This window comes from Sulfuricurvum sp. (assembly GCF_028688295.1).
Lineage (GTDB): Bacteria > Campylobacterota > Campylobacteria > Campylobacterales > Sulfurimonadaceae > Sulfuricurvum.
Genome location: NZ_JAQTYM010000018.1, coordinates 1 through 23,468 on the forward strand (window position 1 = coordinate 1; position 23,468 = coordinate 23,468).

Annotated in this window: 25 protein-coding genes; 14 read left to right on the top strand and 11 right to left on the bottom strand. The window is 42.5% G+C overall.

Annotated features, from left to right (window positions below; translation table 11 throughout):
* The 9 genes from PHR02_RS05705 to PHR02_RS05745 all read left to right on the top strand — a co-directional run.
* The coding region (locus PHR02_RS05705) for a cation acetate symporter (RefSeq protein ID WP_299990091.1) at positions 1-1,453 on the top strand (1,453 nt) is incomplete at its 5' end.
* A gap of 3 nt (positions 1,454-1,456) precedes the next feature.
* Positions 1,457-3,280 (top strand): putative nucleotidyltransferase substrate binding domain-containing protein, encoded by a 1,824-nt coding sequence (locus tag PHR02_RS05710; RefSeq protein WP_299990093.1) that lies wholly within the window; start codon positions 1,457-1,459, stop codon positions 3,278-3,280.
* Positions 3,280-3,894: a 3'-5' exonuclease gene (locus PHR02_RS05715; RefSeq protein WP_299990095.1), complete on the top strand. Its 615-nt coding sequence runs from the start codon at positions 3,280-3,282 to the stop codon at positions 3,892-3,894. The genes PHR02_RS05710 and PHR02_RS05715 overlap by 1 nt, the downstream gene beginning before the upstream one ends.
* Before the next feature lie 18 nt (positions 3,895-3,912).
* Positions 3,913-5,871, top strand: coding sequence for an acetate--CoA ligase (acs, locus tag PHR02_RS05720; protein WP_299990097.1), 1,959 nt, complete (start codon positions 3,913-3,915; stop codon positions 5,869-5,871).
* Between the two features lie 103 nt (positions 5,872-5,974).
* A complete protein-coding gene (locus tag PHR02_RS05725; RefSeq protein WP_299990099.1) occupies positions 5,975-7,735 on the top strand; it encodes a Na/Pi symporter in 1,761 nt (586 codons plus the stop codon).
* A gap of 2 nt (positions 7,736-7,737) precedes the next feature.
* A complete protein-coding gene (locus PHR02_RS05730) occupies positions 7,738-7,962 on the top strand; it encodes a hypothetical protein (protein WP_299990101.1) in 225 nt (74 codons plus the stop codon).
* A 96-nt stretch (positions 7,963-8,058) separates the two neighbouring features.
* Complete coding sequence (locus tag PHR02_RS05735; RefSeq protein ID WP_295066845.1) at positions 8,059-8,331, top strand: BrnT family toxin; 273 nt, start codon at positions 8,059-8,061, stop codon at positions 8,329-8,331.
* The gene (locus tag PHR02_RS05740) at positions 8,309-8,536 is read left to right on the top strand and encodes a CopG family antitoxin (protein ID WP_299990104.1); all 228 of its coding nucleotides are present in this window, start codon (positions 8,309-8,311) and stop codon (positions 8,534-8,536) included. Before PHR02_RS05735 ends, PHR02_RS05740 begins: the two co-directional genes overlap by 23 nt.
* A gap of 41 nt (positions 8,537-8,577) precedes the next feature.
* The gene (locus tag PHR02_RS05745; RefSeq protein ID WP_299990105.1) at positions 8,578-9,099 is read left to right on the top strand and encodes a hypothetical protein; all 522 of its coding nucleotides are present in this window, start codon (positions 8,578-8,580) and stop codon (positions 9,097-9,099) included.
* A 69-nt stretch (positions 9,100-9,168) separates the two neighbouring features.
* Here the strand turns inward: PHR02_RS05745 and PHR02_RS05750 are convergent, their stop codons facing one another.
* From PHR02_RS05750 to mnmH, 5 genes are read right to left on the bottom strand one after another with little or no spacing between them, the layout of a single operon-like run.
* Positions 9,169-9,435, bottom strand: a complete 267-nt coding sequence (locus tag PHR02_RS05750; RefSeq protein ID WP_299990107.1) for a heavy metal-associated domain-containing protein — start codon at positions 9,433-9,435, stop codon at positions 9,169-9,171.
* Positions 9,423-10,031: a sulfurtransferase TusA family protein gene (locus PHR02_RS05755; RefSeq protein ID WP_299990109.1), complete on the bottom strand. Its 609-nt coding sequence runs from the start codon at positions 10,029-10,031 to the stop codon at positions 9,423-9,425. Before PHR02_RS05755 ends, PHR02_RS05750 begins: the two co-directional genes overlap by 13 nt.
* Positions 10,031-11,119 (bottom strand): transglutaminase-like domain-containing protein, encoded by a 1,089-nt coding sequence (locus tag PHR02_RS05760; RefSeq protein WP_299990111.1) that lies wholly within the window; start codon positions 11,117-11,119, stop codon positions 10,031-10,033. The genes PHR02_RS05755 and PHR02_RS05760 overlap by 1 nt, the downstream gene beginning before the upstream one ends.
* Positions 11,120-11,123: 4 nt before the next feature.
* Entirely contained in the window at positions 11,124-12,158 is a 1,035-nt protein-coding gene (selD, locus tag PHR02_RS05765) for a selenide, water dikinase SelD (RefSeq protein WP_299990113.1), read from the bottom strand.
* Complete coding sequence (mnmH, locus tag PHR02_RS05770) at positions 12,148-13,167, bottom strand: tRNA 2-selenouridine(34) synthase MnmH (RefSeq protein WP_299990115.1); 1,020 nt, start codon at positions 13,165-13,167, stop codon at positions 12,148-12,150. Before mnmH ends, selD begins: the two co-directional genes overlap by 11 nt.
* Before the next feature lie 66 nt (positions 13,168-13,233).
* Between mnmH and PHR02_RS05775 the strand changes: the two genes are divergently transcribed.
* Both PHR02_RS05775 and PHR02_RS05780 read left to right on the top strand, forming a co-directional pair.
* Positions 13,234-13,761: a YaeQ family protein gene (locus PHR02_RS05775; protein WP_299990117.1), complete on the top strand. Its 528-nt coding sequence runs from the start codon at positions 13,234-13,236 to the stop codon at positions 13,759-13,761.
* Between the two features lie 88 nt (positions 13,762-13,849).
* A complete protein-coding gene (locus PHR02_RS05780; protein WP_299990119.1) occupies positions 13,850-14,572 on the top strand; it encodes an ATP-binding protein in 723 nt (240 codons plus the stop codon).
* Positions 14,573-14,620: 48 nt separating this feature from the next.
* On the opposite strand, the gene PHR02_RS05785 is transcribed toward PHR02_RS05780, so the two are convergent.
* Complete coding sequence (locus PHR02_RS05785) at positions 14,621-17,731, bottom strand: EAL domain-containing protein (protein ID WP_299990121.1); 3,111 nt, start codon at positions 17,729-17,731, stop codon at positions 14,621-14,623.
* Positions 17,732-17,887: 156 nt separating this feature from the next.
* Between PHR02_RS05785 and PHR02_RS05790 the strand changes: the two genes are divergently transcribed.
* Both PHR02_RS05790 and PHR02_RS05795 read left to right on the top strand, forming a co-directional pair.
* Positions 17,888-18,595 carry a YebC/PmpR family DNA-binding transcriptional regulator gene (locus PHR02_RS05790; protein WP_299990123.1) on the top strand — a complete coding sequence of 236 codons (708 nt, stop codon included), beginning with the start codon at positions 17,888-17,890 and terminating at the stop codon, positions 18,593-18,595.
* A gap of 115 nt (positions 18,596-18,710) precedes the next feature.
* On the top strand, positions 18,711-19,274 hold the full coding sequence (locus PHR02_RS05795) for an outer membrane beta-barrel protein (RefSeq protein ID WP_299990125.1): 564 nt from the start codon (positions 18,711-18,713) through the stop codon (positions 19,272-19,274).
* Positions 19,275-19,304: 30 nt separating this feature from the next.
* Here the strand turns inward: PHR02_RS05795 and PHR02_RS05800 are convergent, their stop codons facing one another.
* Positions 19,305-19,967, bottom strand: a complete 663-nt coding sequence (locus tag PHR02_RS05800; RefSeq protein ID WP_299990127.1) for a lytic transglycosylase domain-containing protein — start codon at positions 19,965-19,967, stop codon at positions 19,305-19,307.
* A gap of 42 nt (positions 19,968-20,009) precedes the next feature.
* On the bottom strand, positions 20,010-20,645 hold the full coding sequence (locus PHR02_RS05805; RefSeq protein ID WP_299990129.1) for an HAD family phosphatase: 636 nt from the start codon (positions 20,643-20,645) through the stop codon (positions 20,010-20,012).
* A gap of 75 nt (positions 20,646-20,720) precedes the next feature.
* Here PHR02_RS05805 and PHR02_RS05810 point away from each other — a divergent pair, with 75 nt between their 5' ends.
* Positions 20,721-21,041, top strand: coding sequence for a hypothetical protein (locus PHR02_RS05810; RefSeq protein WP_299990131.1), 321 nt, complete (start codon positions 20,721-20,723; stop codon positions 21,039-21,041).
* A gap of 1 nt (position 21,042) precedes the next feature.
* On the opposite strand, the gene PHR02_RS05815 is transcribed toward PHR02_RS05810, so the two are convergent.
* From PHR02_RS05815 to PHR02_RS05825, 3 genes are all read right to left on the bottom strand, one after another.
* A complete protein-coding gene (locus PHR02_RS05815) occupies positions 21,043-21,969 on the bottom strand; it encodes a class I SAM-dependent methyltransferase (protein WP_299990133.1) in 927 nt (308 codons plus the stop codon).
* Positions 21,966-22,631: a TIGR01621 family pseudouridine synthase gene (locus tag PHR02_RS05820; RefSeq protein ID WP_299990135.1), complete on the bottom strand. Its 666-nt coding sequence runs from the start codon at positions 22,629-22,631 to the stop codon at positions 21,966-21,968. Before PHR02_RS05820 ends, PHR02_RS05815 begins: the two co-directional genes overlap by 4 nt.
* Before the next feature lie 311 nt (positions 22,632-22,942).
* Positions 22,943-23,389 carry a hypothetical protein gene (locus PHR02_RS05825; RefSeq protein ID WP_299990137.1) on the bottom strand — a complete coding sequence of 149 codons (447 nt, stop codon included), beginning with the start codon at positions 23,387-23,389 and terminating at the stop codon, positions 22,943-22,945.
* Positions 23,390-23,468: the final 79 nt, after the last annotated feature.

The following is a 23,468-nucleotide window of genomic DNA, read 5'->3' on the forward strand; positions in this document are numbered from 1 at the left end:
CCAAAACGGTATGGCGATTGCCGGTGACTATATGTCAGCGGCATCATTTTTGGGTATTTCTGCTCTCGTTTATGCGAAAGGGTATGATGGTTTGATCTACTCAATCGGGTTCTTGGTCGGTTGGCCGATCATCTTGTTTATGGTGGCTGAACAGCTCCGTAACCTCGGTAAATATACGTTTGCAGACGTTGCATCGTACCGTTTACGTCAAACACCTATCCGTACATTGGCGGCGTTTGGTTCGATCTTGACGGTTGTATTGTATTTGATCGCTCAAATGGTTGGGGCGGGAAAATTGATCCAACTTCTTTTCGGTCTTGATTATGAGATCGCGGTTATCCTTGTCGGTGTACTCATGATCCTCTACGTAACGTTCGGGGGAATGCTCGCAACAACATGGGTTCAAATCATCAAAGCGTTCTTGCTCCTCTCAGGTGCGACATTTATGGCGATTGCGGTTATGGCTCATTATGACTTTAACTTTGAAACCTTGTTTGCGACTGCGGTACAAATGAAAGAGACAACCTCTATTATGGCTCCGGGTGGTTTGGTCAGTGATCCGATCTCTGCGATCTCTTTGGGAATAGCGTTGATGTTCGGTACGGCAGGTCTTCCGCATATCCTTATGCGCTTTTTCACCGTTAGCGATGCAAAAGAGGCACGTAAATCGGTTTTCTATGCGACAGGTTTTATCGGGTATTTCTATATCTTGACGTTTATCATCGGTTTCGGTGCAATCGTTATGGTTTTCCAAAACCCACAATATCTTGACCTTGCGAAACAAGCGGTTGACGGCGGTGCTCCGATCCTCGGCGGCGACAATATGGCGGCAATTCACCTTTCTCACGCAGTGGGCGGCGATTTCTTCCTCGGATTTATCTCAGCTGTTGCATTCGCAACGATCCTTGCGGTTGTTTCGGGTCTTACATTGGCCGGTGCATCTGCGATTTCACACGATTTGTATGCAAGTGTTATCCGTAAAGGGAAAGCGGATGGAATGATGGAGATGAAAGTTTCTAAAGTCTCAACCGTTATTTTGGGTATCGTAGCAATCTATCTCGGTATTGCATTTGAAGATCAAAATATCGCGTTCATGGTTGGTTTGGCATTTGCTATTGCAGCATCTGCGAACTTCCCGATTTTGTTCCTCTCTATGTATTGGTCTAAACTCACCACTCGCGGTGCATTGCTCGGTGGATCACTGGGACTATTGACAGCGGCTGTTCTTGTGGTACTTGGGCCAACCGTTTGGGTGGATGTATTGAAAAATGCGGAAGCAATTTTCCCTTACAAATATCCGGCTCTTTTCTCTGTGAGTGCAGCGTTTATCGGAATCTGGTTCTTCTCGATTACCGACAAATCTGATAATGCGGCAAAAGAGAAAGAGGCATACGAAGCACAATTTATCCGAAGTCAAACGGGTATCGGTGCTGAGGGTGCGGTGGAGCATTAACCTATGAGTCTGTTTGACCAAAAAGCACTATTGATGTCAATTCACCCTTTCGACCTGCTGGGCGAGAGGATGATTGAAAAATTGATGACCCAGATGGACATCGCCTATTATCCGAAGGAGACGGTACTTATCGCTCCTCGGGTGAGGGCGGAATCACTCTACATCATTATCAAAGGCATTGTCAACGAAACCATCGAGGGTGAACTCCAAAATGTGTATGGGGAGCGCGACAGCTTTGACGCGAACTCTCTTATATACGGAAATACCCAAAGCACCTTTAGTGTTGCCGAAGATCTCATCTGCTATGAACTTCCCAAAGAATCTTTCCTCAACCTTCTCCAAGATGTCGAACCTTTTCAAAACTATTTTATGCAAGACTTTATCACCAAACACCAAAACCTAAAAGAGCGTCAGCACCAAAATGAGTTGACCCCTTTTATGGTCTCCCGTGTCGATGAAATCTATCTTCATACACCGTGTTTTGTTGAGGCGCATACCCCGATTCGTGAAGCTCTACGGAAAATGGCGGATCAAAATGCGAATGTTATTTTGGTCAAAAAAGGTGAAGAGATCGGTATCGTAACCGATACCAATCTGCGTGAGAAGTTACTACTTAGTGACAAAAGCCGAAACGATCCGATTCACGAGATCGCGACATACGGGTTGATAACCATTGAGCGGAGCGACTTTCTATTTAATGCATTATTACTCTTTACGAAATATGGTGTTAAACGTTTGATTGTTATCGAAAATGATCAAATCGTTGGGATACTAGAACAACTTGATTTACTAAGCCATTTTGCAAATCATACCCATCTGATTGCCGCATCGATTGATCGAGCGGTGAGTATTGATGAACTTCAAAATGCACAGCGATCACTTACCCACCTTATCCGTTCCTTAACTTCAAAAGGGGTAAGGGTTCGTTATGTTTCTAAACTCGTCAGTGAACTCAATGCGAAGGTGTATCGTAAGGTTTTTGAGATGGTTGTCCCGCAAGCGTTGCAAACTAAATGCGCGTTGATTGTGATGGGTTCTGAGGGAAGAGGTGAACAGATTCTGCGCACCGATCAGGATAACGCTTTGATTATTCACGATGGTGAAGATGAAGGGGTATTTGAACCGTACATGATGCAGTTAAATGGTTATCTTTTACAGTTAGGATTCCCAAAATGCAGTGGCAATGTGATGGTATCTAACCCGTACTGGCGCCGCAGTGTCGGTGGGTATAAAAATCTCATTAGTGATTGGATCGACACCTTTAACGAAGAAGCGTTGATGGGGTTGTCAATTTTTCTGGATGCGCAGTGTGTTGCCGGGGATGAAACACTTTTAGATGAGTGTCAAAATTATTTGTTTGAGCATTTTGAAGGTCGAAGTGATATTTTGGCACATTTGGCGAAAGTGGCTTTGGCTTTTGAAACGCCTCTAAGTTTGATTGGCAGTTTTGTTTTGGGAAGAGCTGAACATGTTAGTGAATTTGACATTAAAAAAGGGGGAATTTTTGCAATTGTTCATGGTGTCCGTATTTTAGCACTTGAACATAAAATTTCCGTTACAAATACGACTGAACGGATAAAAGAACTCAACAATTTGGGACTCTTCGACCGCGCCTTTGCCAATGAGCTCATAGAAGCGTATGACACATTACTCAGTATCCGTTTGCATTTCATTCTCGCGCAAAAGCAAGGAAGTGATGAACAAAATTACGTGAATCCGAAATTGCTAAGTAAAGCAGAAAAAGACTTACTAAAAGATGCGTTTAAAATTGTAAATACGTTCAAAAAGTTTCTCACGTACCATTTTCATTTAGGAATGGTAGTGTGATGTTTGAGTCCATCAAACGTGCATGGAATCGTCGTGGTTTAAATGATGAGAACTTTGCATGGATGTTTGAACCCTATTTAGGGGATGAAGTGGTGGTATTTGATACTGAAACGACAGGGCTGAATACTAAAAAAGATGCTGTTCTTAGCATTGGTGCTGTGAAGGTTAAAGGAGACCGTATTTTGACCTCTGAGAGTTTTGAGATATTCTTAAAACCTTCTCGTGAAATCAGCAGTGAAAGTATTAAAATTCACCACATCCGCCCGTGTGATTTGGAACATGCTTATGAGCCGTTAGAAGGGGCAAAAAAGTTTCTTGAATTTATTGGAAATCGTCCCTTGGTTGGGTATTATTTAGAGTTTGATATGGCGATGATGAATCGTCTCATTAAGCCATGGCTTGGGTGTGAACTCCCCCATAAACAGATTGAGATTTCAGGGCTTTATTTTGATAAAAAAATTGCTTTGATTCCCCAAGGAAACATTGATTTACGCTTTGATACAATCCTCCGAGATTTAAACATCCCGAGGATGGGACAGCACAATGCGTTGAATGACGCGATTATGACCGCAATGGTCTATATTAAATTAAAAAATACGACAAAATTAAACTAAACACAAGGAGCCTTACCTATGAGTGATATCGTAAAACCAACTTTTCAACCGAACCGCGAGTTCGCTAAGCAAGCGAGAATCAAAAATATGTGTGAGTACCATGATCTTCAAACATGGGCAAATGAGGACTATGAAGGTTTTTGGGGCAGTTTTGCGAATGAGAAAATTGACTGGTTTCAACCCTACACTCAAGTGCTCGATGAGAGTAATGCACCGTTTTACAAATGGTTCGTGAATGGGAAATTGAACGTTGCCCACCAATGTATCGACCGTCACCTAAGCTCACGCAAAAACAAAGCGGCGATCATTTTCGAAGGGGATCGCGGTGACAAACAAATCATTACGTACCTTGAACTCTATTACAACGTCAATAAATTTGCAAACCTTTTGAAAAACGAATTTCATGTCAAAAAAGGTGACCGTGTCGTCATCTATATGCCGATGATCCCTGAAGCGGCATACGCGATGCTCGCATGTGCTCGTATCGGTGCGATCCACTCGATCGTTTTCGGTGGATTCTCGTCTGAAGCGTTGAAAGATCGTATCGAAGATGCCGAGGCAAAAGTGGTCATCACCGCTGATGGAGCATTTCGTAAAGACAAACCATACATGCTCAAACCGGTCGTTGACCAAGCGATCGATGAAAAATCTCCGGTTGAGAAAGTCCTCGTCGTCGAGCGTAATAATGAAGACATCACTTGGGTAGCGGGACGCGACTATTCGTACAACGAACTGATCAAATACCAATCAAGCATTTGTGAAGCGGAAGTAATGGATGCTGAAGATCCTCTTTTCCTCCTCTACACCTCAGGCTCTACCGGAAAACCAAAAGGGGTTCAACACAACTCTGCAGGTTATATCCTTTGGGCACAAATGACGATGGAATGGGTATTTGATGTCAAAGAAAATGACACCTACTGGTGTACGGCAGACGTCGGCTGGATTACCGGACATACCTATATCGTTTACGGTCCTCTAGCAATGGGTGCGACTACTGTTATGTTCGAAGGGGTTCCGACCTATCCGGATGCAGGACGTCCGTGGAAAATGGTCGAAGAGTACAAAATCAACCAATTCTACACCGCTCCGACCGCAATCCGCGTATTACACAAAATGGGTGAAGATGAGCCGGCAAAATATGACTTGTCCTCTCTCAAAGTCCTTGGAACCGTCGGTGAGCCGATCGATCCTCCGGCATGGAAATGGTACTATGAGGCAGTCGGCGGAAGCAAATGTGCGATCGTTGATACTTACTGGCAAACGGAAACGGGAGGACATATCGTCTCTCCATTGCCGGGTGCAACGCCGATCAAACCTGCATGTGCGACATTCCCGCTTCCGGGTATCATCGCTGAAATCCTTGATCCTCAAACGGGTATCAAAGTCGAAGCAGGTGAGCCAGGTTATATGTGTGTAACCCGTCCTTGGCCATCAATGATTCGTGGAATCTGGGGCGATCCTGAGCGTTTCGTGAAATCGTATTTCGGTGATGTTAAAAAAGACGGTCAGCCGGTATACTTCACGGGTGACGGCGCAATCTACGACGAAGAGGGATACATCACCATCACAGGACGTACCGATGACGTTATCAACGTCTCAGGTCACCGTATGGGAACCGCCGAAGTGGAAGCGGCATGTAAAAAACACCCGAACGTCGCCGAAGTAGCCGTTGTCGGTAAACCGCACGACATCAAAGGTGAGGGAATCTTCGCCTACATCGTTCTCAAAAGCGAAGACACCGTCGGCGAAGAGATGGAGATGGTCAAAGAGATCAACAAAGTGATTATGAAAGAGATCGGTAACATCGCTATTTGTGATGATATCGTTTTTGTACCGGGCTTGCCGAAAACCCGTTCAGGTAAAATCATGCGCCGCATCCTCCGCTCTATCGCGAAAGGCGAAGCGATCACTCAGGATATCTCGACTCTCGAAGATCCAAGTATCGTTGCAACGATCGAAGCAAAAGTAAAAGGGTAAGTTAACCCTATTTTCCACTTCCCGCTTTGGCGGGAATTTCTTCTTCTTTTTTCTTAAAATCGTGTTACAATCAATCATTAATAATTCAAATGAAATAAGGATAATGGTGTATAAAAAAATAATTTATCCACTCTTTTTGATGGGTGTTGGAGCCCTTTTATTTTCGAATGGTGAATCGAAAGTGATTATTGCAGGGATTGCGATCTTTTTAATCGGAATGCTTTTTATGGACGAGGGATTCAAGCTCTTCAGTGGAGGGGTACTTGAAAAAATTTTGGAAAAGAGTACCAATACTCTGCCAAAAGCGATTGGAACGGGTTTTGTAGTAACATCGGTTGTTCAAAGTTCTTCGCTTATTACTGTTATTGTTATCTCCTTTTTAAGTGCAGGTTTGATGAGTCTCTCGAGTGCAATAGGGGTCGTTTTCGGTGCGAATATCGGAACTACTGCAACAGCATGGATTGTTTCTGCTTTTGGGATGAAGATTGATATTGCTACGTTTGCGATGCCGATGTTGATTTTTGGGGTTATATTACGATTTAACTCTCAAAAAAGCTATCAGGGATTTGGGAATATTTTGGTTGGTCTTGGGTTTATCTTTTTGGGCATTGATTACATGAAAGATGGATTTGACGGATTGAAAGAGGGGATTAATTTAGCGCAATATGCAATGAGCGGTTATTTAGGAGCTGTGTTATTTGTCCTTATAGGGATTGTAGCAACTATTATTATCCAATCGAGTAGTGCGACGGTAGCGTTGATCATTACGGCATTGGCAGCTGGTCAGATTGGGTATTTAAATGCACTTGAACTTGCTATTGGGGCTAATATCGGTACGACGATTACTGCCATTATTGCAGCAATGGCCTCTAACCCGAACGGAAAACGTTTGGCGGTTGCCCATCTTATCTTTAATGTTATTACAGGTGCCGTAGCATTCATTTTACTGTATCAACTAGCGCATTTGGTAGATATTTTAGCGGTTAATATCGGTATTGCCGAAAACGACTACGCAATGAAACTATCGTTATTCCATACGATTTTCAATATTATGGGTGTTCTCATCGTTGCCCCTTTCACATTTAAACTAGTTACCTATTTAGAAGGGCTATTCAAAAAAGAGGAAGATGTCATTGATAGGGCACAATATCTTGATGATGTTGTTGTAATGATCCCGGATGCAGCGGTTGCTGCACTGCGTAAAGAGGTTGTTCATCTGTATGATAATGCGACGGAAGGATTCGCTCATGCTCTGTCTCTTCATCGGCATGCATTTTATGGTAAAGAGAACATTCAAGAGGTGGTAAAAGCTTCTACAGAACAAATTGATACGAATATTGATCAGTTGTATGATCGAAAAATCAAAGCGCTTTATGGTGATATTATCCATTTTACGGTGATGGCAGAACAATCTTTTTTTGATACCGAAACGCAAACCAAAGCCTATAAGTTCAAAAACGCTTCACGTAATATTGTTGAAGCCCTAAAAGCGGTGAAAGAAATACAAAAAAATATTGCTAAGTATGCTAATTCAGAGAACAAATATCTTTTGGAAGAGTACAATTTTATCCGTTCCGAAATTGCTAAAACACTTGATACGATCTATCTACTTCAAAGTAATGGAGATGATTTAGAAGTGGTTTCAAAGCTTGAAGTACTAAAAGACGATATCAAGCATCTTGATTTAATCAACAATGGTAGAATCGATAATTTGATTCGTGAGAATAAAATTGATACTAATATGGCGACCTCTATTATAAATGACAGTGCTTTTGCGTATGATATTATCAAACGTCTTATTCGTGTCGCTACAGTTTTATGGATCACTGATAATACCTTACAAGAAATGGGAGAAAAACTATGAAAATGAAAAGGTTAGTGAAAAAAATTACCGATTTTTTTGATCGAATCCAAAAAAAACAGAGTGATAAATTAATTGAGCAGCAAGAGATGTTAAAGATAAAAATGGAGCAAAAAATCCTCTCTAAAAAAGAAAAGCTTGCAAATTGCACCGTGAAAAAAGAGCAAAAACAGCTCGAAAAAGAGATCAAGGTATTAGAGAAATTAGAGAGAAAATTAAACGAAGAGTAAGATTTAAAAGAGTGATTCCTCTCTCCCGTCTTCCCCGACTTGATCGGGAATCCATTTCCTAACTCATTTTATTTTTAAATTTGGTATACTATTGGTATGAAATTTGAATATGATAGCAACAAAAGTGATGCGAATAAAGCAAAACATGGCATTGACTTCGATGAAGCTCAAGCATTATGGCATGATGAAAATTTGCTTGAAGCTCCTTTGAGTTTTTCCGAAGAAAAGCGTTTTATCTGTATTGGAAAAATCGGGAAAAAACACTGGTCTGCTGTCATCACGTATCGGTCAGAAATGATCCGAATTATTTCCGTGAGAAGATCACGAGATGTGGAGGTAGAATATTATGAAAACAGTTCAAGAGTTTGATGAAGCATTTGACAACGGTGAGGATATATCCGAATTTGTCGATTGGTCTGCGGCACGCCGTCCTAATTTGGAGCAAAAACGGGTGAATCTCGATTTGCCTGTATGGATGATTGAGAGACTCGATTATGAGGCGAAACGGCTCGGAGTTGCTCGTCAAGCGATTATGAAGATGTTTTTGGCACAACATTTGGAAAAAGCAGGATAAAGATATTCAAATATTCTTGAATATCTTAGTAGGAGTTTATATTGAATAAAGAAGCTTTCGAAATTGCACAAGCTGTACTTTTATCACTAGGTGGAGGTTCAGTTATTGTTTTCGCTTTATCAAATTTTTTAGGAAAAGTTTGGGCTGATCGTATTTTACGGAATCAAAAAATTGAGCATGATCGAGAATTATCTGAATTTAAAAGTCATTTAGAATCTATGGCACAAAAAAACTCTTTTAATTATCAGCAAAAACTTGAACTTTACAAGGTTATAACAATTCCATTAGTTGAAATATCTGTTCTTATCAAGAATGGTTTGAGTACAGAGCATATCAAAGAATTTGATCGACAAAGATTGCATCTGATAGCTCAATTGGCACTTTTTGCACCTCAAAATGTATTTGATGCTTTTAATGAGATGATTGATTACATTTATGATTCACTTGAAAATGATGATTATTCATTTTCTATTTTTCGTGTTAAAGCATTAAACTTTTTGTCAGAAATACGTAAAGATATTGGAATATATAATGACAGCCTCTCTTATAAAGGACATAGATAAAATATTTAGAAGATATATAAAAGTCCTAGAATGACATAGTTCCAAATCTATCCGATTACGTAAGAAATTCTATTTCTGTTCCATCGGTATTGCACTATACCCTGTCTGTGCCACAGCATCCTGCATCATCCTAAGCGTAACTTTCTCATCGCTTATAACTAACGCACTCTCATTTTTAAAATTCACTTTCGCCTCTTGAACTCCCGAGACACTCATCAACGCTTTTTTGACCGCCAGTGTACAGGCGATGCAGTGCATTCCGTTGATATGGAGCTTCCACTCTTTGGCGTACGCGAGAGAGGCTAACAGAAGCAAGCTGAGGGCTATTCTCCCCATATCAATACCTCATAGTAGGGATAGAAGAGGGCGGCAAGGCTAAAGAGAAACAAGCCCCAAAAAAGGATCAACAGAATTTTAGAAGTGAGGCTCGGGACGCAGTCGCATTCGATCTGTTTTTTGATCACCATTTGGTAAAATCCGATGCTCAGCATCAAAACGGCAAAGGCGGTAAATAGCCACCGATAACTGTTGAGTTCAGGAACATTGATAACCCCTGCGAAGGAGATTCCGAACACCATAAAAAGGGTCGGAACGATGCAACATGAGGCGGATAGAAGTGCCGTGATGAGTGCACCGAACAGTACGAGTACAGCACTGCGTCTCTCCTGCTGCATCATAATATCGACAGGGTTCTCCTCGTCGTTCTCAACGTATCCTCTCCCTTTGACGATAGTGAGGCGTGTCGCTCCATCGCTTAGAGTCTCTTCCGCAAAGGTACAGTGCTGTGAGAGGGCGAAACGCTTGCAGTTTTCCCGTCCGCTGAGGGTGTTCACCTCTACGGTGAGAGTCGCATCTTCAGGGAGGGCATCGAGAGCTTTTTTCGTCTCTAGTACAGGACGGGGGCAATCCATATCACGGCAGTCGAGAGTCATCAAGCCTCTTTTGCGGAGCGGATCGTATAAGAAAAGCTTTTCGGATCAAAGGGGTCGAGGTATTCTCCGTCCACTTCGGCGTACGGGTAGCCGAATGAGTCGAGCGAGCCTTGGGTATTGGCGGGGTAGAGGTCAAAATCACGGGCGTGGTTGAGTGCCATCCAGTTGTTCTCCCAAAAGCCGAAGAACTTGTTTGCCAGTTCCATCGCGCGGGGGGAGTTTTTCTCAATTCCCTCTTTGAGTACCAGTTTGGTGATGTCGGCGGGGTCGCACGGTATCCATCCCATATTCGGGATAAAAAATTCCACTTTGCAGTGTTGCGCTTTGGTGATATCTTCCCCCGCTCCGAACGCAGGAGAGAGACGTGAGGCTCCGATACGAATCCCCATCACTTCCCGTGCGGGGATATTCGATGCCCTCATCAGTGCGACACAGAGCGCCGACATATCGAGGCATTTTCCCCCCATACGACCATCCTGTTCGAGTTGGGAGAGCATAGCGTTGGGGCTTCCGACTCCGCACCCTTGGACACTCTCGTCACGGTAGCTGTTCGCCACAATCCAGTCGTAGATTTTACGGGCTTTTTTGAGGGGATTTTTTTCTCCTCCAACGATGATCTTAGCCACTTTGGCAACGGCTCCGTCGGTGGGAATATGGGCACTCGGGGCTAGAAACTCACGTGCATGGACGAGCGTTTCGGGACAGATCCGTTTGGGGCGGAAGTCGCATTGACGGTCTCGTAATGCCAATGTCATTGATAGATCAAGTGTTTTGCTCTGGGCACTTTTGTCCCAATGGGCATAAAAAGTACGGGCGGCGTAACGGTTATGATCGCTCTCGAAATGGGTCTCTGCCTCGGTTGAATCTCCAAGCTCGATAAGGCGTTGAAATCCGTTGATATCAGAGGGGAGGGGAACCCAGAGGGCGCACGCATTTGCGCTGTGGTGGGAGAGATCAAATTTCCAGCTGAGTTTATATACCGCAAGAGGCTCTTTGAGCGTCGGTGTCGAAGAGGCGTTAAGAAAAGAGGGGGTAAGGCATATCGCCCCTGTAAGTGCTGTTGTTTTAATGAATTCGCGTCTATGCATCGTGTTATCCTACAATAATATCAGTATCGGTTTTGGCGATAACCTGTGCGACGATGGCTGCGGGTATCCCCTCGTTCAGACACCGTTCTGCAATTTTTTTGGCATTTTCAGGGGTAGCAGCGATTAAAAGCCCCCCTGATGTCTGCGCATCAAAAAGGATCATCTCCAGATCGGCTCCGATGTCACGTTTGAAGTGTACTTTGGATTCGAGATACTCTTTGTTGGCATAGCTTCCCGCAGGGATGATCCCCATCGATGCCATCGGAACCGCTTCGGCGAAAAACGGGACGGCGGAACTCTCCACCTCGATCGATTTTGTCCCTCCGCTCATCTCCGCCAAATGACCTAAAAAACCGAATCCCGTTACGTCGGTACACGCATGGGCGTCAAACTCCCGTGCGATGAGGGAGGCTTTATAGTTGAGAGTGCGCATTGTCTCTGCGACTTTTAGCACCGTAGGCTCATCCAATAGATCGGCTTTGATGGCGGTGATCAGAATCCCCAATCCAAGAGGTTTGGTGAGGACAATAAGATCTCCCACATGGGCTGTGTTGTTACGGAGGATTTTATCGGGATGGACGAATCCGGTGCATGAGAGACCATAGAGCATCTCAGGGGTTTCGATCGTATGTCCCCCAACGATCACCGCTCCGCATTCTTGCGCTTTGCTCTGTCCGCCGCGTAGAATCTCGGTGAGCACTTCGGTGGAGTGGTTTTTGCCGTCAAATCCGACGAGATTGAGGGCGGTTTTCGCATCGCCCCCCATCGCAAATACGTCGCTCAGAGAGTTGGTCGCCGCGATTTGACCGTAGATGAAGGGATCATCCACGACGGGGGTGATAAAATCGACCGTCTGCACCATCGCCAAATCATCAGTGATCCGATAAACCCCCGCATCTTCATTCCCCTCAAATCCGACGAGGAGATCTTTGTGAAACGATTTCAGATGGCAGGTGACGTTTTCGAGCGAGCCAGGGGAGAGTTTGGCGGCGCATCCCGAAGCACGGACAAATTTGGTTAATTTTGCCTCATTGTTCATCTTGAATCCCTCTGAGAATTTCGAGCGTTTTGAGCGGGTCATCGTTGTGGATGCTCATGTCGGGTTTGATCGTCACTTTGTAGACTTTGTCGTAATACTGCGTCAGCAATATCTCAGAAACACGGGGGAGATCACCGTTTTCAAATGCGGCGATAGCGGAGGTTTTATCATCACGGCTGATGTAGGGGGAGATTTTCTCCATCCGCTCCATGAAAAAGCTCTCGTCCATCGAGTCGTACATCCGCATAATCCGCTCTATCCGTTGTTCCAAAGGAGCCGTGATTTCAATGCGAAATCCCGACTCCATCTGCTTGTACAAAGAAGAGGGGAGCATGATTTTTCCGATCCGTTTGCTTTCGGCTTCGACAAACCCCTTTTTTTCTGCTTTTAGGGCGAGGAGGGCATGGGTGAGCCGATTTTGAAACTCTTTTTGGCTCGGTTGTGCGCCGTTGACATCCCCGAAGACCGAACCGTAGTGGTTCGCCATTTTTTCCAAATCGATGACATTGTCCAACTCATTTAAGAGGTCGCTTTTGCCGCATCCCGTATTTCCGCTAAGGGTTATAAAATTGAGCGGTGGGAGAGCATCCAGATATCCGGTGACAAAGGTTCGGTACGATTTATATCCCCCGATCACGCGGTCGATTCGGTAGCCGATGTTTGAGAAGATAGTACCTAAAGAAGAGGAACGCATCCCGCCGCGTGCGCAATAGATCGCGATTCGCGAGTTGGGGGTGAAAGCGGGATAGATATCGTGAATATGACGCGCCGCATTGAGGCAGACGTATGAAGCTCCCTTTACGCGTGCTTCAAAAGGGGAAATTTGTTTGTAAATGGTGCCGACTTCGTGGTGTTCTTCGTCATTCAGCGCATAAAAATTTTGCGCAGAGGGGATATGAGATTCACCGTATTCGTGCGGACTTCGCGCATCGATGATGAGGTCATAGATATTTTTGGATTCTAAAAAGGTTTCAATCGGTATGGTTTGTATCATTTCGAATTTTACCATTTATCCGCTAATAGCTCCATTATAAGCCCCCGTATGCCATAATTGCACACTTACAAGGGAGTTCTCATGGCGGCAGGTTCGACGATCTACAAAGCACAACTCAGTATTGCCGATATGGATCGCAACTACTACGAGACCCATGAGATTACGATAGCCCAACACCCCTCCGAGACCGATGAGCGTCTTATGATCCGCCTCGTAGCTTTCGCCCTCAACGCCTCGGATCGACTCGTCATCACAAAAGGGATCGGCGGAGACGACGAACCCGAACTGTGGGAGAAAGATTACAGCGGTGATATTACCCTCTGGATCGATTTGGGACAGATGGATGAAAAACGGCTCCGCAAAGCGTGCGGACGAGCAGAAAATGTGATTGTCTACACCTATAATCTCAAAAGTGCTACTGCGTGGTGGAGACAATACGGTGCGACGTTTGCACGGTTTAAAAACCTCCGTGTGATACACCTGCAATTAGAAGACATCGAGAAACTCTGTGAGCGCTCCATGCGGCTTCAATGCAATATTAGTGATGGAGAACTCGGCCTTCACAGTGATCGCGGTGATGTTACGATTACGCAAGAGCAGTGGCAATAACACGTCACTATTCGCTACATCTGATCCTCCTTTCTCTCGAAATCCGCTATACTGTCTCTCTCTATTATCTCTTACTACGGACATAAACATGAAACGAAAAATTGGAAAATTTAAAAGCTCTATTGCTACCCTCGAACTTCAAGATCGCGTTTTACGCGAAAATACCCTCATTTTGGCAGAGCCGGGTTCGGGTAAAACACACCTTGCCAATAAAATTCGTGCATTCGTTATCGATAGCGGTATCCCGACGCTGTATCTCGATTTCTCCAATCCGACACCAGACCAAGTCGAAGAGAAATTTAAAACGAGCAGTGATTTTCACTATATGTGCTTTGATGAGAGTGATGATTTTAACGCCGCTTTGGATGCGTCGATAGCAGCGCGTCAAAACATTTATATGGCGGTCAGTCCTTCGTTTTTTGCCAGTAAACGTGACATCAAAAGTAAACTTTCCCAAATGATGCAAAAACGTGAACTTTTGGATAACTACTACTATATCATGCAAGAGATTGCAAGTTTAGAAGGGTTTTATACCCGATTTGAAGATTTTATGTTCTATATTTTCGATCTTGTTAATCTCAAAAAGTTCGGTCTTACGTTCTTGGCACAGCCGCACGAGATGTTTGAGAATCCGCGTATTAAGTTGCTGTTTTCATTCCTTTTTGTCGGTCGTTGTACGAATGCTTATTATTACAACACCACGGTTCTACGCTCGATGGAACCGAATACTTTTCTTTACCAACACCGTGTCGATAATCGCTCACTTCTCTTTAATAACATACAAAGTGATGTCGTTTTTATCGACAAATAAAACTGCCTACGGGCGCCCCTCTCTTTTTATACTAAAGTTCTAAACCTATCATTGGAGCTTAAAAGACTCAAACTCTTCTTTGGAAAGAGGTTTCGAGAAATAATAGCCTTGAATCTCATCACACCCTTGTTCATAGAGATAATTGAGTTGCCCAATGGTCTCTACTCCCTCAGCTATCGTTTGTAACCCTAAACTTTTGGCCATACTGATGATGGCGGCAACGATTGCTTTGTCTTCAGGATCAACGTTGATATCACGAACGAACGATTGATCAATCTTGAGTTTGTAGATATTGAATTTTTTGAGATAGCTTAGAGATGAATAACCGGTTCCAAAGTCATCGATTGACATTCGAACCCCGCGCGCATGCAACTCATTCATGACATTGATCGCCCTCTGCGGGTCATACATAGCCACGCTTTCTGTCAGCTCGAGTTCTAAATACTCAGGTGGAAGACCTATTTCATCGAGGAGTGTAGCAACTTGAATCGGTAAGTTGGAAGAGCGAAATTGTACGGCGGATAGATTAACGGCCATAATGAGAGGAAAGGTGCCTTGATCATTCCACTCTTTAGCAGTTTGGATGGCGGTACGTAGTACCCATTCTCCTATGGGTAAAATAGTACCGTTTTCTTCTGCGATCGGTATGAATTCAGCGGGTGAGATATTCCCTAGTTCAGGGTGATTCCAACGTAACAGAGCCTCAGCTCCGATAATTCTTTTTTCGTGTGTTGAAAATTGAGGTTGGTAGTGCAGATAGAGCTGATGGCGTTCAAGTGCATGACGCAAGGCATTACTAATTTCGAGATTTCGGATAGAGTGGTGTTGCATCTCTTCCGTGAAAAAACAAAAGCTGTTTCGCCCGTCTTGTTTCGCTCGATACATTGCCGTATCAGCATTTTTATATAAGGTTTCGAAATCAACTCCATCGTGAGGATAGAGGGCAATACCGATCGAAGCACTGATACTGAGTTCATGTTCTATGATTTGAAAAGGTTTATTGAATGCATTTAAGAGTTTTTGAGCTACTTGAGATGCCCCATTGAATGAAACATTGGGGAGTAGAATAATAAATTCATCACCACCCATTCGAGCTATCGTGTCTTCTTCTCTCAATAATGATTTAAGGCGCATTGCTGTTTCGACCAAAAGTCTATCACCGGCACTGTGACCCAAAGAATCATTAATATCTTTGAAATGGTCAAGATCAAGGAACATAACAGTAATATCTGTATCGTTACGTTTAGCTAGGCTTAGTAAATCTTTGATATGGCTATCGAGTTGTGTCCGGTTTGGCAGACCAGTAAGGTTATCAAAATTTGCCAAATAACGAATTCTCTCTTCGCTTTCTTTTCGTTCGGTAGTGTCACGTGTAATTCCTAATAGTATAGTAACATTGCCATCGCTATCACGTAGAGGTGTTGCATGGGTTTCAAGCCACCGTTTTCTCCCTTTGAGACCTTGAATTTCAAATTCTAAGATACCGCTTTCTCCATGCATGACTTTTTTGTGCAAAGCAACAAATAGAGAACGCCACTGTGGAAGAACGTAATCTATCAAGTTGTATTTTTGTACCTCTTCGAGTGTTGCGGCTTCCAACATTTCCAATCCAGCCGGGTTCATTTCCAAAAGCATTCCGTGCGAATCTACAAGGTTGACACATTCGGGTTCATTTTCAATAATTGTTTTGAGATGGGTTTGACTTTTTTGTAAAGCATCTTCCGCTTTTCTACGTGCAGAGTCACGTTCAAAGCTCTCAAGAGCATAGCTGATATCCATAGCCATCTCTATGAGCAGTTTTTGCGCTGCTTCATCAAAAGCATTTATCGATTCAGCATACAGAGAAAACACACCAATAACGTTTCCATTACATACCAACGGAAGAGCGGCAGATGAACCCCAACCGTATTTTTTACCGTGTTCATGCCACTTTGAAGTTGTTGGATCATTCTGAAAATCTTGACACCAAAAAGGGTGATTTTCACGTAATGTACGACCGGTAGGACATTGGCTACTTAGGTCATTCGGATCGGTTGTGATAGTAAGCTCTTTGAGATAATCGGTGCCTTTTCCATAGGAATTATGTACCATCAGTATTTGGTTTGACTCATCGAGCATTCCGATCCATGCCATTTTCATCCCGCCGAAATGGACTGCATCACGACAGATAATTGGGAAAAGTTCTGCTGTATTAGTAGAACGTACAATCGCTTGATTACATTGACTGAGGGCTGAGTAGAGTTTTTTAAGCCGTTCATTGTTCGCAATAAGTTCTTTGAGTTTATGTTGAGTTTCCCCTAACCATCCTAAAATACTCTCTTTATTGGTTGCTTTAACCTCTATAGGATGTGAAAAATCTCCGCTACCAATATGGGTAATGTATTCATGAACAACATCGACCGAACTTCCTAATATTATTTGCAGTGTATTGTGCAAACGCCAAAGCATAAAGAGCAAAAAAATTCCAAATATAATTAAAATAATCCGTAGTGTTAAGGCCGCCGTTTCAGCAGAGTGAACGGCTGCTGTTGTTCGGCTGCTCATTAAATTATAGAATTCTTCGATAGGTTGCATGATTGAGGCTTTAGCGTTATGATAGGCTTCATCATGGAGAAGTTCAAGAGCTTTTTGCCGTTGTATATCTTTTTCGGCAGAAGCGAGCGTTGATGATTCGATCAGTGCCATTGCAACAAATTCAGTTTGGGTGAGTGTATCAGAGTTGTTTTTTGCTTCGGAGAGTTTAGCTAACTCGATATCACTAAAACCTGCTTCACGCATCCTGTCGATCAAAGGGATCGATTGATTGCTCTGCGGGCGAGGACGTTGGTTATCCAATCCTACCAAATCCCAATAAATATTTTGATAGTGTAGGGGGCGAGGGATTTTTCCGTTTCGGATATCAAGAATCTCTTGATAATGATTTTTATAGGTGACATTTCCGGTAGCAATATAGGTACGGACCATACGGGTCAAATCATCTGAAGACTGTCGTAATTCATCCGCCAGTAAAAAAGAGCGTAGACGTAATTCATTAGCACGATCGATCCGTTTTTCAGCATAAACATAGATAAAAAAGGTTGCAATAAAGAGTATTAAAATAGCAATGGTTTGCCAAAGATTTCTGACAAAAGGAGAAGAAAAATATTTTTTAGATGACATAGATACCCTTTTGAAATGGGTTAGAAATAGAGTTTAGTTTTGTAGAATAGCATAAAGGAGTTAAACATTGTTATGAGGAGTAATTGGAGTTGTTTAAATCCCTTAAAACAGCTATAATTTCACAATTTTTTAAGTTAATTCGAGGGAGCGTACCGTATGGGAAGAGCGTTTGAATATCGCAAAGCGGCAAAAATGAAACGTTGGGGGAATATGTCGAGAGTATTTCCTAAACTCGGCAAAATCATCACAATGGCGGCAAAAGAGGGTGGGGAAGATCCCGATATGAACCCGAAACTCCGCAGTGCGATTTTGACCGCAAAAGCGCAAAATATGCCAAAAGACAATATCGACGCGGCGATCAAACGTGCCTCAGGTAAAGACGCTATCTCATTGGCGGAGATGAACATCGAGGGAAAAGGGCCTCACGGCGTTCTCTTTTTTGTAGAGTGTGCTACCGATAATAATGCGCGCACCATTTCCAATGTTCGTACGATTTTCGGTCGTGCCAAAGGGGAAACGCTTAACAATGGCTCCCTTGAGTTCATGTTTAGCCGCAAAGCGGTGTTCCGATTCCCAAAACCTGCTATGGATCTCGAAGAGCTTGAATTCGCACTCATCGATGCGGGACTTGAGAGTATTGAAGAAGAAGAGGGTGAAGTGAGTGTTTACGGTGAATATACTGCATTCGGAGCACTCTCAGCTGAGCTTGAAAATATGGGAATAACCCCTGATAGCGCCGCGTTAGAGCGTATCGCAAACTCTCCGGTAGAGTTCAGCGATGAGCAGATGTCGGATATCGAAAAACTAATCGATAAACTCGAAGAGGACGATGACGTCCAAGCGGTTTATACTAACATCGGCTAATTTTTCCCCTTAGGGGAACTCTTCTGCATATATCACACTATTATCACATATTTTAATAATCTTATAAAATTACTTTGCTATACTCTTCTCATAACTATTCAGTTTAGGAGAAGAGATGAAAATTTCACAATGTACTAAAGGAGTGCTGTTAGCATCCTGTTTATTAGGATCTGTAGCGAGTGCTCAAGAATTTAAAGTGCTCCCTATTTTGGATAAGAATTTTTGTCCAAATATTCAAGTAGGTGTAACAACAGGTTATATGAATCTCAAAAATGTAAGTGCTGAAGGTTCTACCGTGGGTATTGAAATATCTTTAGATTGCCCTGTTTTTACCTTGCCTTGGGATAATCTTAGACAGCAAATCATGTTAAATCATTTTGATAGCGATGGTTTGAAGATGACCAATCTTGAATTTAATCCTTATTATCTCATTACACTAAACAATGGTATTGAATGGGGATTTGGTCCTGGTTTTGGAGTGATTTTTTCAGATGCAGAAAAAAGTGATACGGTTTTTACACTGCAAGCTGGAACAGGATTAAAATACAATATCAGTAAAGAACTCTATACCGGCGCTGATCTACGATGGCAATGGACACAAAGTGCTGAATTAACATCAGGGATCAAAGAAGATTTAGATAACTATCGTGCACAAGTTAAAATCGGATACCGTTTCTAAAAATTTCCTCCCATTTTAAAAATGGGAGATTTACTTAGATTCATTATTGTCCTCATCTACTTTAGTATAATGAATTTTTGCATCCAACAAAAGTGTTTTAGCAAAGTGGGCTTTGGTTCCTGATGGGAAATGGGGATCGTTTAGCAGTACCGATATTTTTTTGCTCCCATTTTTTTGAATCAGCCGTTTAAGTGTACCTTCCCCCATTGCGTAAGCAAAATCAGCCAAATACCAGCTTCCAAACTCTTTTTTGAGGTATTTGATATACCGTATTGCTGCATCAGTTGAGCGACTAGGATTTAGACGTTCATCATTCCCTTTTTTTACCGTCAATCCGAAATTTCGAGCACTTTGCTTTCCAAATTGCCACAAACCAGCAGTACCGTACCCACGAATAGTAGGATTAAATTTTGATTCTGAATAAGGAATAAGGGCAAAAAATACGGGTATATCTTCCGCTTCAAATTTTGATTTTATTTTTTCGAATTCTATAGTTGTTTGGGTATAACGATGATAGAGAGGTTTGATTGTTCCACGGTAACGATCGAGGGTATTGTCTAATGCGCTCGTGTCAAGGAGTGATTCATCGCTTTGGAGTGATTGGAGGGAGAGATTGATGGCTTCAACATCACTGCGCGCAAACAGTGTTAAATGAGAAAAGAATAAGAGCGTTAACCATAAGAGCTTTAGCATTAATGTCCTTCTGTCTTAAAACTCTATCGTAGCGTAATAGGCTTAATAGGTCAACAACCCTCTTAAATCACATAAGGTATCGATACGGTAAGTGGCAGAGCTGAAATCATGACTTGCCGTAAAATCGTTTTTGACGATAACACATTCAATTCCGGCTTGGATCGCTGAGGTTAGCCCTCTTTGGGAGTCTTCAACGACGATTGCATCATGAGGGTGTGCATTAAAAAGCTCTAAACCTTTGAGGTAGGGATCGGGGTGGGGTTTTGCTCGCGGATAATCCTCTTCACACAAAACAAACTCCATAAAACGGGTCAATATTTTTTTGTGGTGGATGAGCTCGAAATCGACTCGCCGTGACGTTGTTACTATCCCCATCCGATAATGTTGTGAGAGATCGTCTAGTACCTCTTCTACCCCCTCGATAAAAATATTTTCGGTACGTAGGTAATGCTGATAATAGTCACTTCTCCGCTGGCGTGCTCGATTAATCTCTTCAACACTAATACCTTGTTCCATGGCAATTTCCCACCAGTTTCCACCATGTTTCATTAGTTCAAGGTAGGTATCGAGTTCAAGGATTACACCTAACTCTTTCATCGCTTTTTCATTAGCACGAAAATACCATAATTCAGTTTCGACGAGTACACCGTCATTGTCAAATAGGATAAAATTTTTCATGTATAATTATAACATGTCTATTTAAGTGACGAATTTGGTTATAATAAGTTAATTACAATAAAAGGAAGGAGAATCATGCAAACCGAACGAAAAAAAATTATCCAATACGCACTCGATTTCGATATTGAGGATATTAATACATACGCAGGATACAAAGGTGATTTGATCGTTAAGATTACCACGAAAGACATTCATGCCGTTGCTTCAATACGCCATTTTACAGACGAGTTAGAGATAAAAGAGGTTGTGGTAAAACAAAACCCTCATATCGAAGAGTATGAGATTTTTTGTGTTACTCCTGATAAAGAGGTTTATCATCTGAAAACTGAAGATACGATGAATGAGATTCATAGTAAACATGCACCGAAAAAAGATATTTGGAGTGGAAGTAAATAACTTATCCTATTTTTGTCGCCGTTAAAAAGAGATAATCTTTGCCCGTCACCGTAACTCGAAACTTTTTTTGCTGCAAATATTTTTTACAATAATAGATATCTTTGATCAGTATCGACATCTCTGAGTAGGGATAGTTCGGTGCTTTAGCCCCATAAATCATCTCTCCACCCATCCAACGACAGTTTGGAAAGCCTAAAATCATCGCTCCCTCTTTACTCAAATACTCTTGCACTAACGATGCGAACAGCGATTTAAACTCTAATGTCGAGCTTTGCAGGGTTCCGATCGTAATGATGAGGTCGAAGCGTCCTAAGTCGAGTGATGCGAGATCGTTAATGTCATGAACATAAAAGGTGGCATTCCCTTCATTGAATCGTTCTCGCGCAATTGTGATGGCACTGGATGAAAAGTCGATCCCGACAAGTTCTATGTTCCTATACTCTTCGCTAGTGAGGACAGAGCGGATGAGGTCGAATTCATCCCCCGTATTGATCCCCAGATTCAGAATCCGTTTTTTTCCCCCGACCTTGACGCTTCGCAGTGCACGCAGATAGGGACTGAGAAATGCGGGTTCTTCGTTTTTATGGATTGCGGCGAAACGGGAGTTGGTGCCGTATTTTTCCTCTTTTTCCTCACTGCGGTGAAATGAATCGCTGAGGTCGAGTTTTTTATAGGTGATGGCAACGGTGTGTTCAGAGAGTGGTTTTGGAGTCATTATCCTACAAAACAGCAGTTCTGCAAGATCACTCCATGCTTTGTAGGAACGATAGAGATAGTTTGTTCCATCGATTGTGATGAGCTCACCAGCGTAGTTTCCGCTACCGATATCGGGATTAAGAACTTCAAATGTTAGAGTATTACCCTCTTTGAGGAGATCAGTCGCCCACGAGAGAATATCGCTCATGGATTCCGTGGTAAAGGTTTTCAAAACAGGTCCCACGGATGGTTCCAGATCGTGAGTTGTGTTTTACATTCTGCACTCATAAACCGCTCCCCCTCATCGGGTGGTGAAACAAACTCAAATGCTTCATCATTCAGACGAAATCGCAATGCGTAGGCGTGCAGATACCCTCGCTCCTCTTTACGTGCTTCATCGGCTTGCGCATAACGCTCATCTCCTGCGATAGGGGAACCGAGGCTTTTGAGTGCAACTCGGATTTGATGCGTTTTGCCCGTATGGGGTTTGATGAGGAAAAATCGCTCATGGGTTCGTAATGCACAACTGATGAACTGAGTAATGGCGGGATTTTCCATCGTTGTGAGGAGTTTATAATCACCTCGCCGTGCACTTACCATATCCCCTTTTATCCACCCCATTTTCTTCTTCGGTTTGCGCATTGAGATGGCGAGGTAGTATTTCTCGACTTCTCTATTTTCAAACATTTTGCCAAACTGCGCCGCCGTCTCGGAGTTTTTAGCGAGAATCACCAATCCTGAGGTCATTTTATCGAGGCGGTGAACGGGAAAAAGAGGGATTCCGAGAAACTCGCTGACTTGCACGACAAATCCCGCTTCCCCTTCGGAGTGGAAGTTGACACCTGCACTTTTGTGGGCGATAATAAATGAGGGGTGGTCATGGAGGATTTTCATGGGTGTGATTATAGCGAAAGGTAGGTTGATAGTCCGAGGGGTGATTAATCCCTCGTTTTTGATTAGTGCAGAGTGGGCGCAAACGCCATCAACACGAAAAAGACTATCAAGGTTTTGTGGTACAAAAGGGGACTTCTCCTTTCAGTGGTATTACCCACTTCCACCCTACCTGCCAAAAAAATGGCAAAAAAAAAGGCAAAAGCTCGAAAGCCTCTGCCCCGTACCTCTTATCCGTTAATCAGACGGAAAGAGAAATACCCTTTGTACACAATAAAATTATATCAGAATTTTTGAAATTCATTCATGTAGTTTTATTTAGCTGATTTTGATTTGACTAAACAATTCCCGTATTCTTCTACAGTATTGGAATGTAGTAGACATTCTTTATTCTGTATGTTTTGATTTATGTATATTTTTAATTCTTCAACTATTAAATTATGATGCTCTTTACTCCATACAAAATGTAAGGAACCATTTTGATTTTTTTCACAAAGAATATTAGTTTTAGAAGGTATAACTTTTTGGATCAAACTTTCAATAGGTTGACCAGTTTGTTTAATACATAAATCGGCATTGCTTTGAGTTATTTCATTACTAAAACACGTAGCAATTTTATTCATTTGATTGTTAATGATATCAAGAACATCTGGTGCTAAAGTTTTAAATTTTATAAATTTTTCTTGACTCATTACAGGTTTTGTATCTTCACCGTGAGCTAATGAAAATAGACATAATGATATAAAAAAGATTTTATACATAAATTCTCCAATGATATTTTCGTAAGAGTATAACTAAAATTGCAGAAAAATAAATATTTTAAAATATAGCTGGATTCCA

Excerpts from the sequence above, each read along its gene's own strand:
- PHR02_RS05710 (WP_299990093.1), top strand. The coding sequence starts at position 1,457 with ATGAGTCTGTTTGACCAAAAAGCACTATTGATGTCAATTCACCCTTTC.
- PHR02_RS05715 (WP_299990095.1), top strand. The coding sequence starts at position 3,280 with ATGTTTGAGTCCATCAAACGTGCATGGAATCGTCGTGGTTTAAATGAT.
- acs (WP_299990097.1), top strand. The coding sequence starts at position 3,913 with ATGAGTGATATCGTAAAACCAACTTTTCAACCGAACCGCGAGTTCGCT.
- PHR02_RS05725 (WP_299990099.1), top strand. The coding sequence starts at position 5,975 with ATGGTGTATAAAAAAATAATTTATCCACTCTTTTTGATGGGTGTTGGA.
- PHR02_RS05730 (WP_299990101.1), top strand. The coding sequence starts at position 7,738 with ATGAAAAGGTTAGTGAAAAAAATTACCGATTTTTTTGATCGAATCCAA.
- PHR02_RS05735 (WP_295066845.1), top strand. The coding sequence starts at position 8,059 with ATGAAATTTGAATATGATAGCAACAAAAGTGATGCGAATAAAGCAAAA.
- PHR02_RS05740 (WP_299990104.1), top strand. The coding sequence starts at position 8,309 with ATGAAAACAGTTCAAGAGTTTGATGAAGCATTTGACAACGGTGAGGAT.
- PHR02_RS05750 (WP_299990107.1), bottom strand. The coding sequence starts at position 9,435 with ATGGGGAGAATAGCCCTCAGCTTGCTTCTGTTAGCCTCTCTCGCGTAC.
- PHR02_RS05755 (WP_299990109.1), bottom strand. The coding sequence starts at position 10,031 with ATGACTCTCGACTGCCGTGATATGGATTGCCCCCGTCCTGTACTAGAG.
- PHR02_RS05760 (WP_299990111.1), bottom strand. The coding sequence starts at position 11,119 with ATGCATAGACGCGAATTCATTAAAACAACAGCACTTACAGGGGCGATA.
- selD (WP_299990113.1), bottom strand. The coding sequence starts at position 12,158 with ATGAACAATGAGGCAAAATTAACCAAATTTGTCCGTGCTTCGGGATGC.
- mnmH (WP_299990115.1), bottom strand. The coding sequence starts at position 13,167 with ATGGTAAAATTCGAAATGATACAAACCATACCGATTGAAACCTTTTTA.
- PHR02_RS05775 (WP_299990117.1), top strand. The coding sequence starts at position 13,234 with ATGGCGGCAGGTTCGACGATCTACAAAGCACAACTCAGTATTGCCGAT.
- PHR02_RS05780 (WP_299990119.1), top strand. The coding sequence starts at position 13,850 with ATGAAACGAAAAATTGGAAAATTTAAAAGCTCTATTGCTACCCTCGAA.
- PHR02_RS05785 (WP_299990121.1), bottom strand. The coding sequence starts at position 17,731 with ATGTCATCTAAAAAATATTTTTCTTCTCCTTTTGTCAGAAATCTTTGG.
- PHR02_RS05790 (WP_299990123.1), top strand. The coding sequence starts at position 17,888 with ATGGGAAGAGCGTTTGAATATCGCAAAGCGGCAAAAATGAAACGTTGG.
- PHR02_RS05795 (WP_299990125.1), top strand. The coding sequence starts at position 18,711 with ATGAAAATTTCACAATGTACTAAAGGAGTGCTGTTAGCATCCTGTTTA.
- PHR02_RS05800 (WP_299990127.1), bottom strand. The coding sequence starts at position 19,967 with ATGCTAAAGCTCTTATGGTTAACGCTCTTATTCTTTTCTCATTTAACA.
- PHR02_RS05805 (WP_299990129.1), bottom strand. The coding sequence starts at position 20,645 with ATGAAAAATTTTATCCTATTTGACAATGACGGTGTACTCGTCGAAACT.
- PHR02_RS05810 (WP_299990131.1), top strand. The coding sequence starts at position 20,721 with ATGCAAACCGAACGAAAAAAAATTATCCAATACGCACTCGATTTCGAT.
- PHR02_RS05820 (WP_299990135.1), bottom strand. The coding sequence starts at position 22,631 with ATGAAAATCCTCCATGACCACCCCTCATTTATTATCGCCCACAAAAGT.
- PHR02_RS05825 (WP_299990137.1), bottom strand. The coding sequence starts at position 23,389 with ATGTATAAAATCTTTTTTATATCATTATGTCTATTTTCATTAGCTCAC.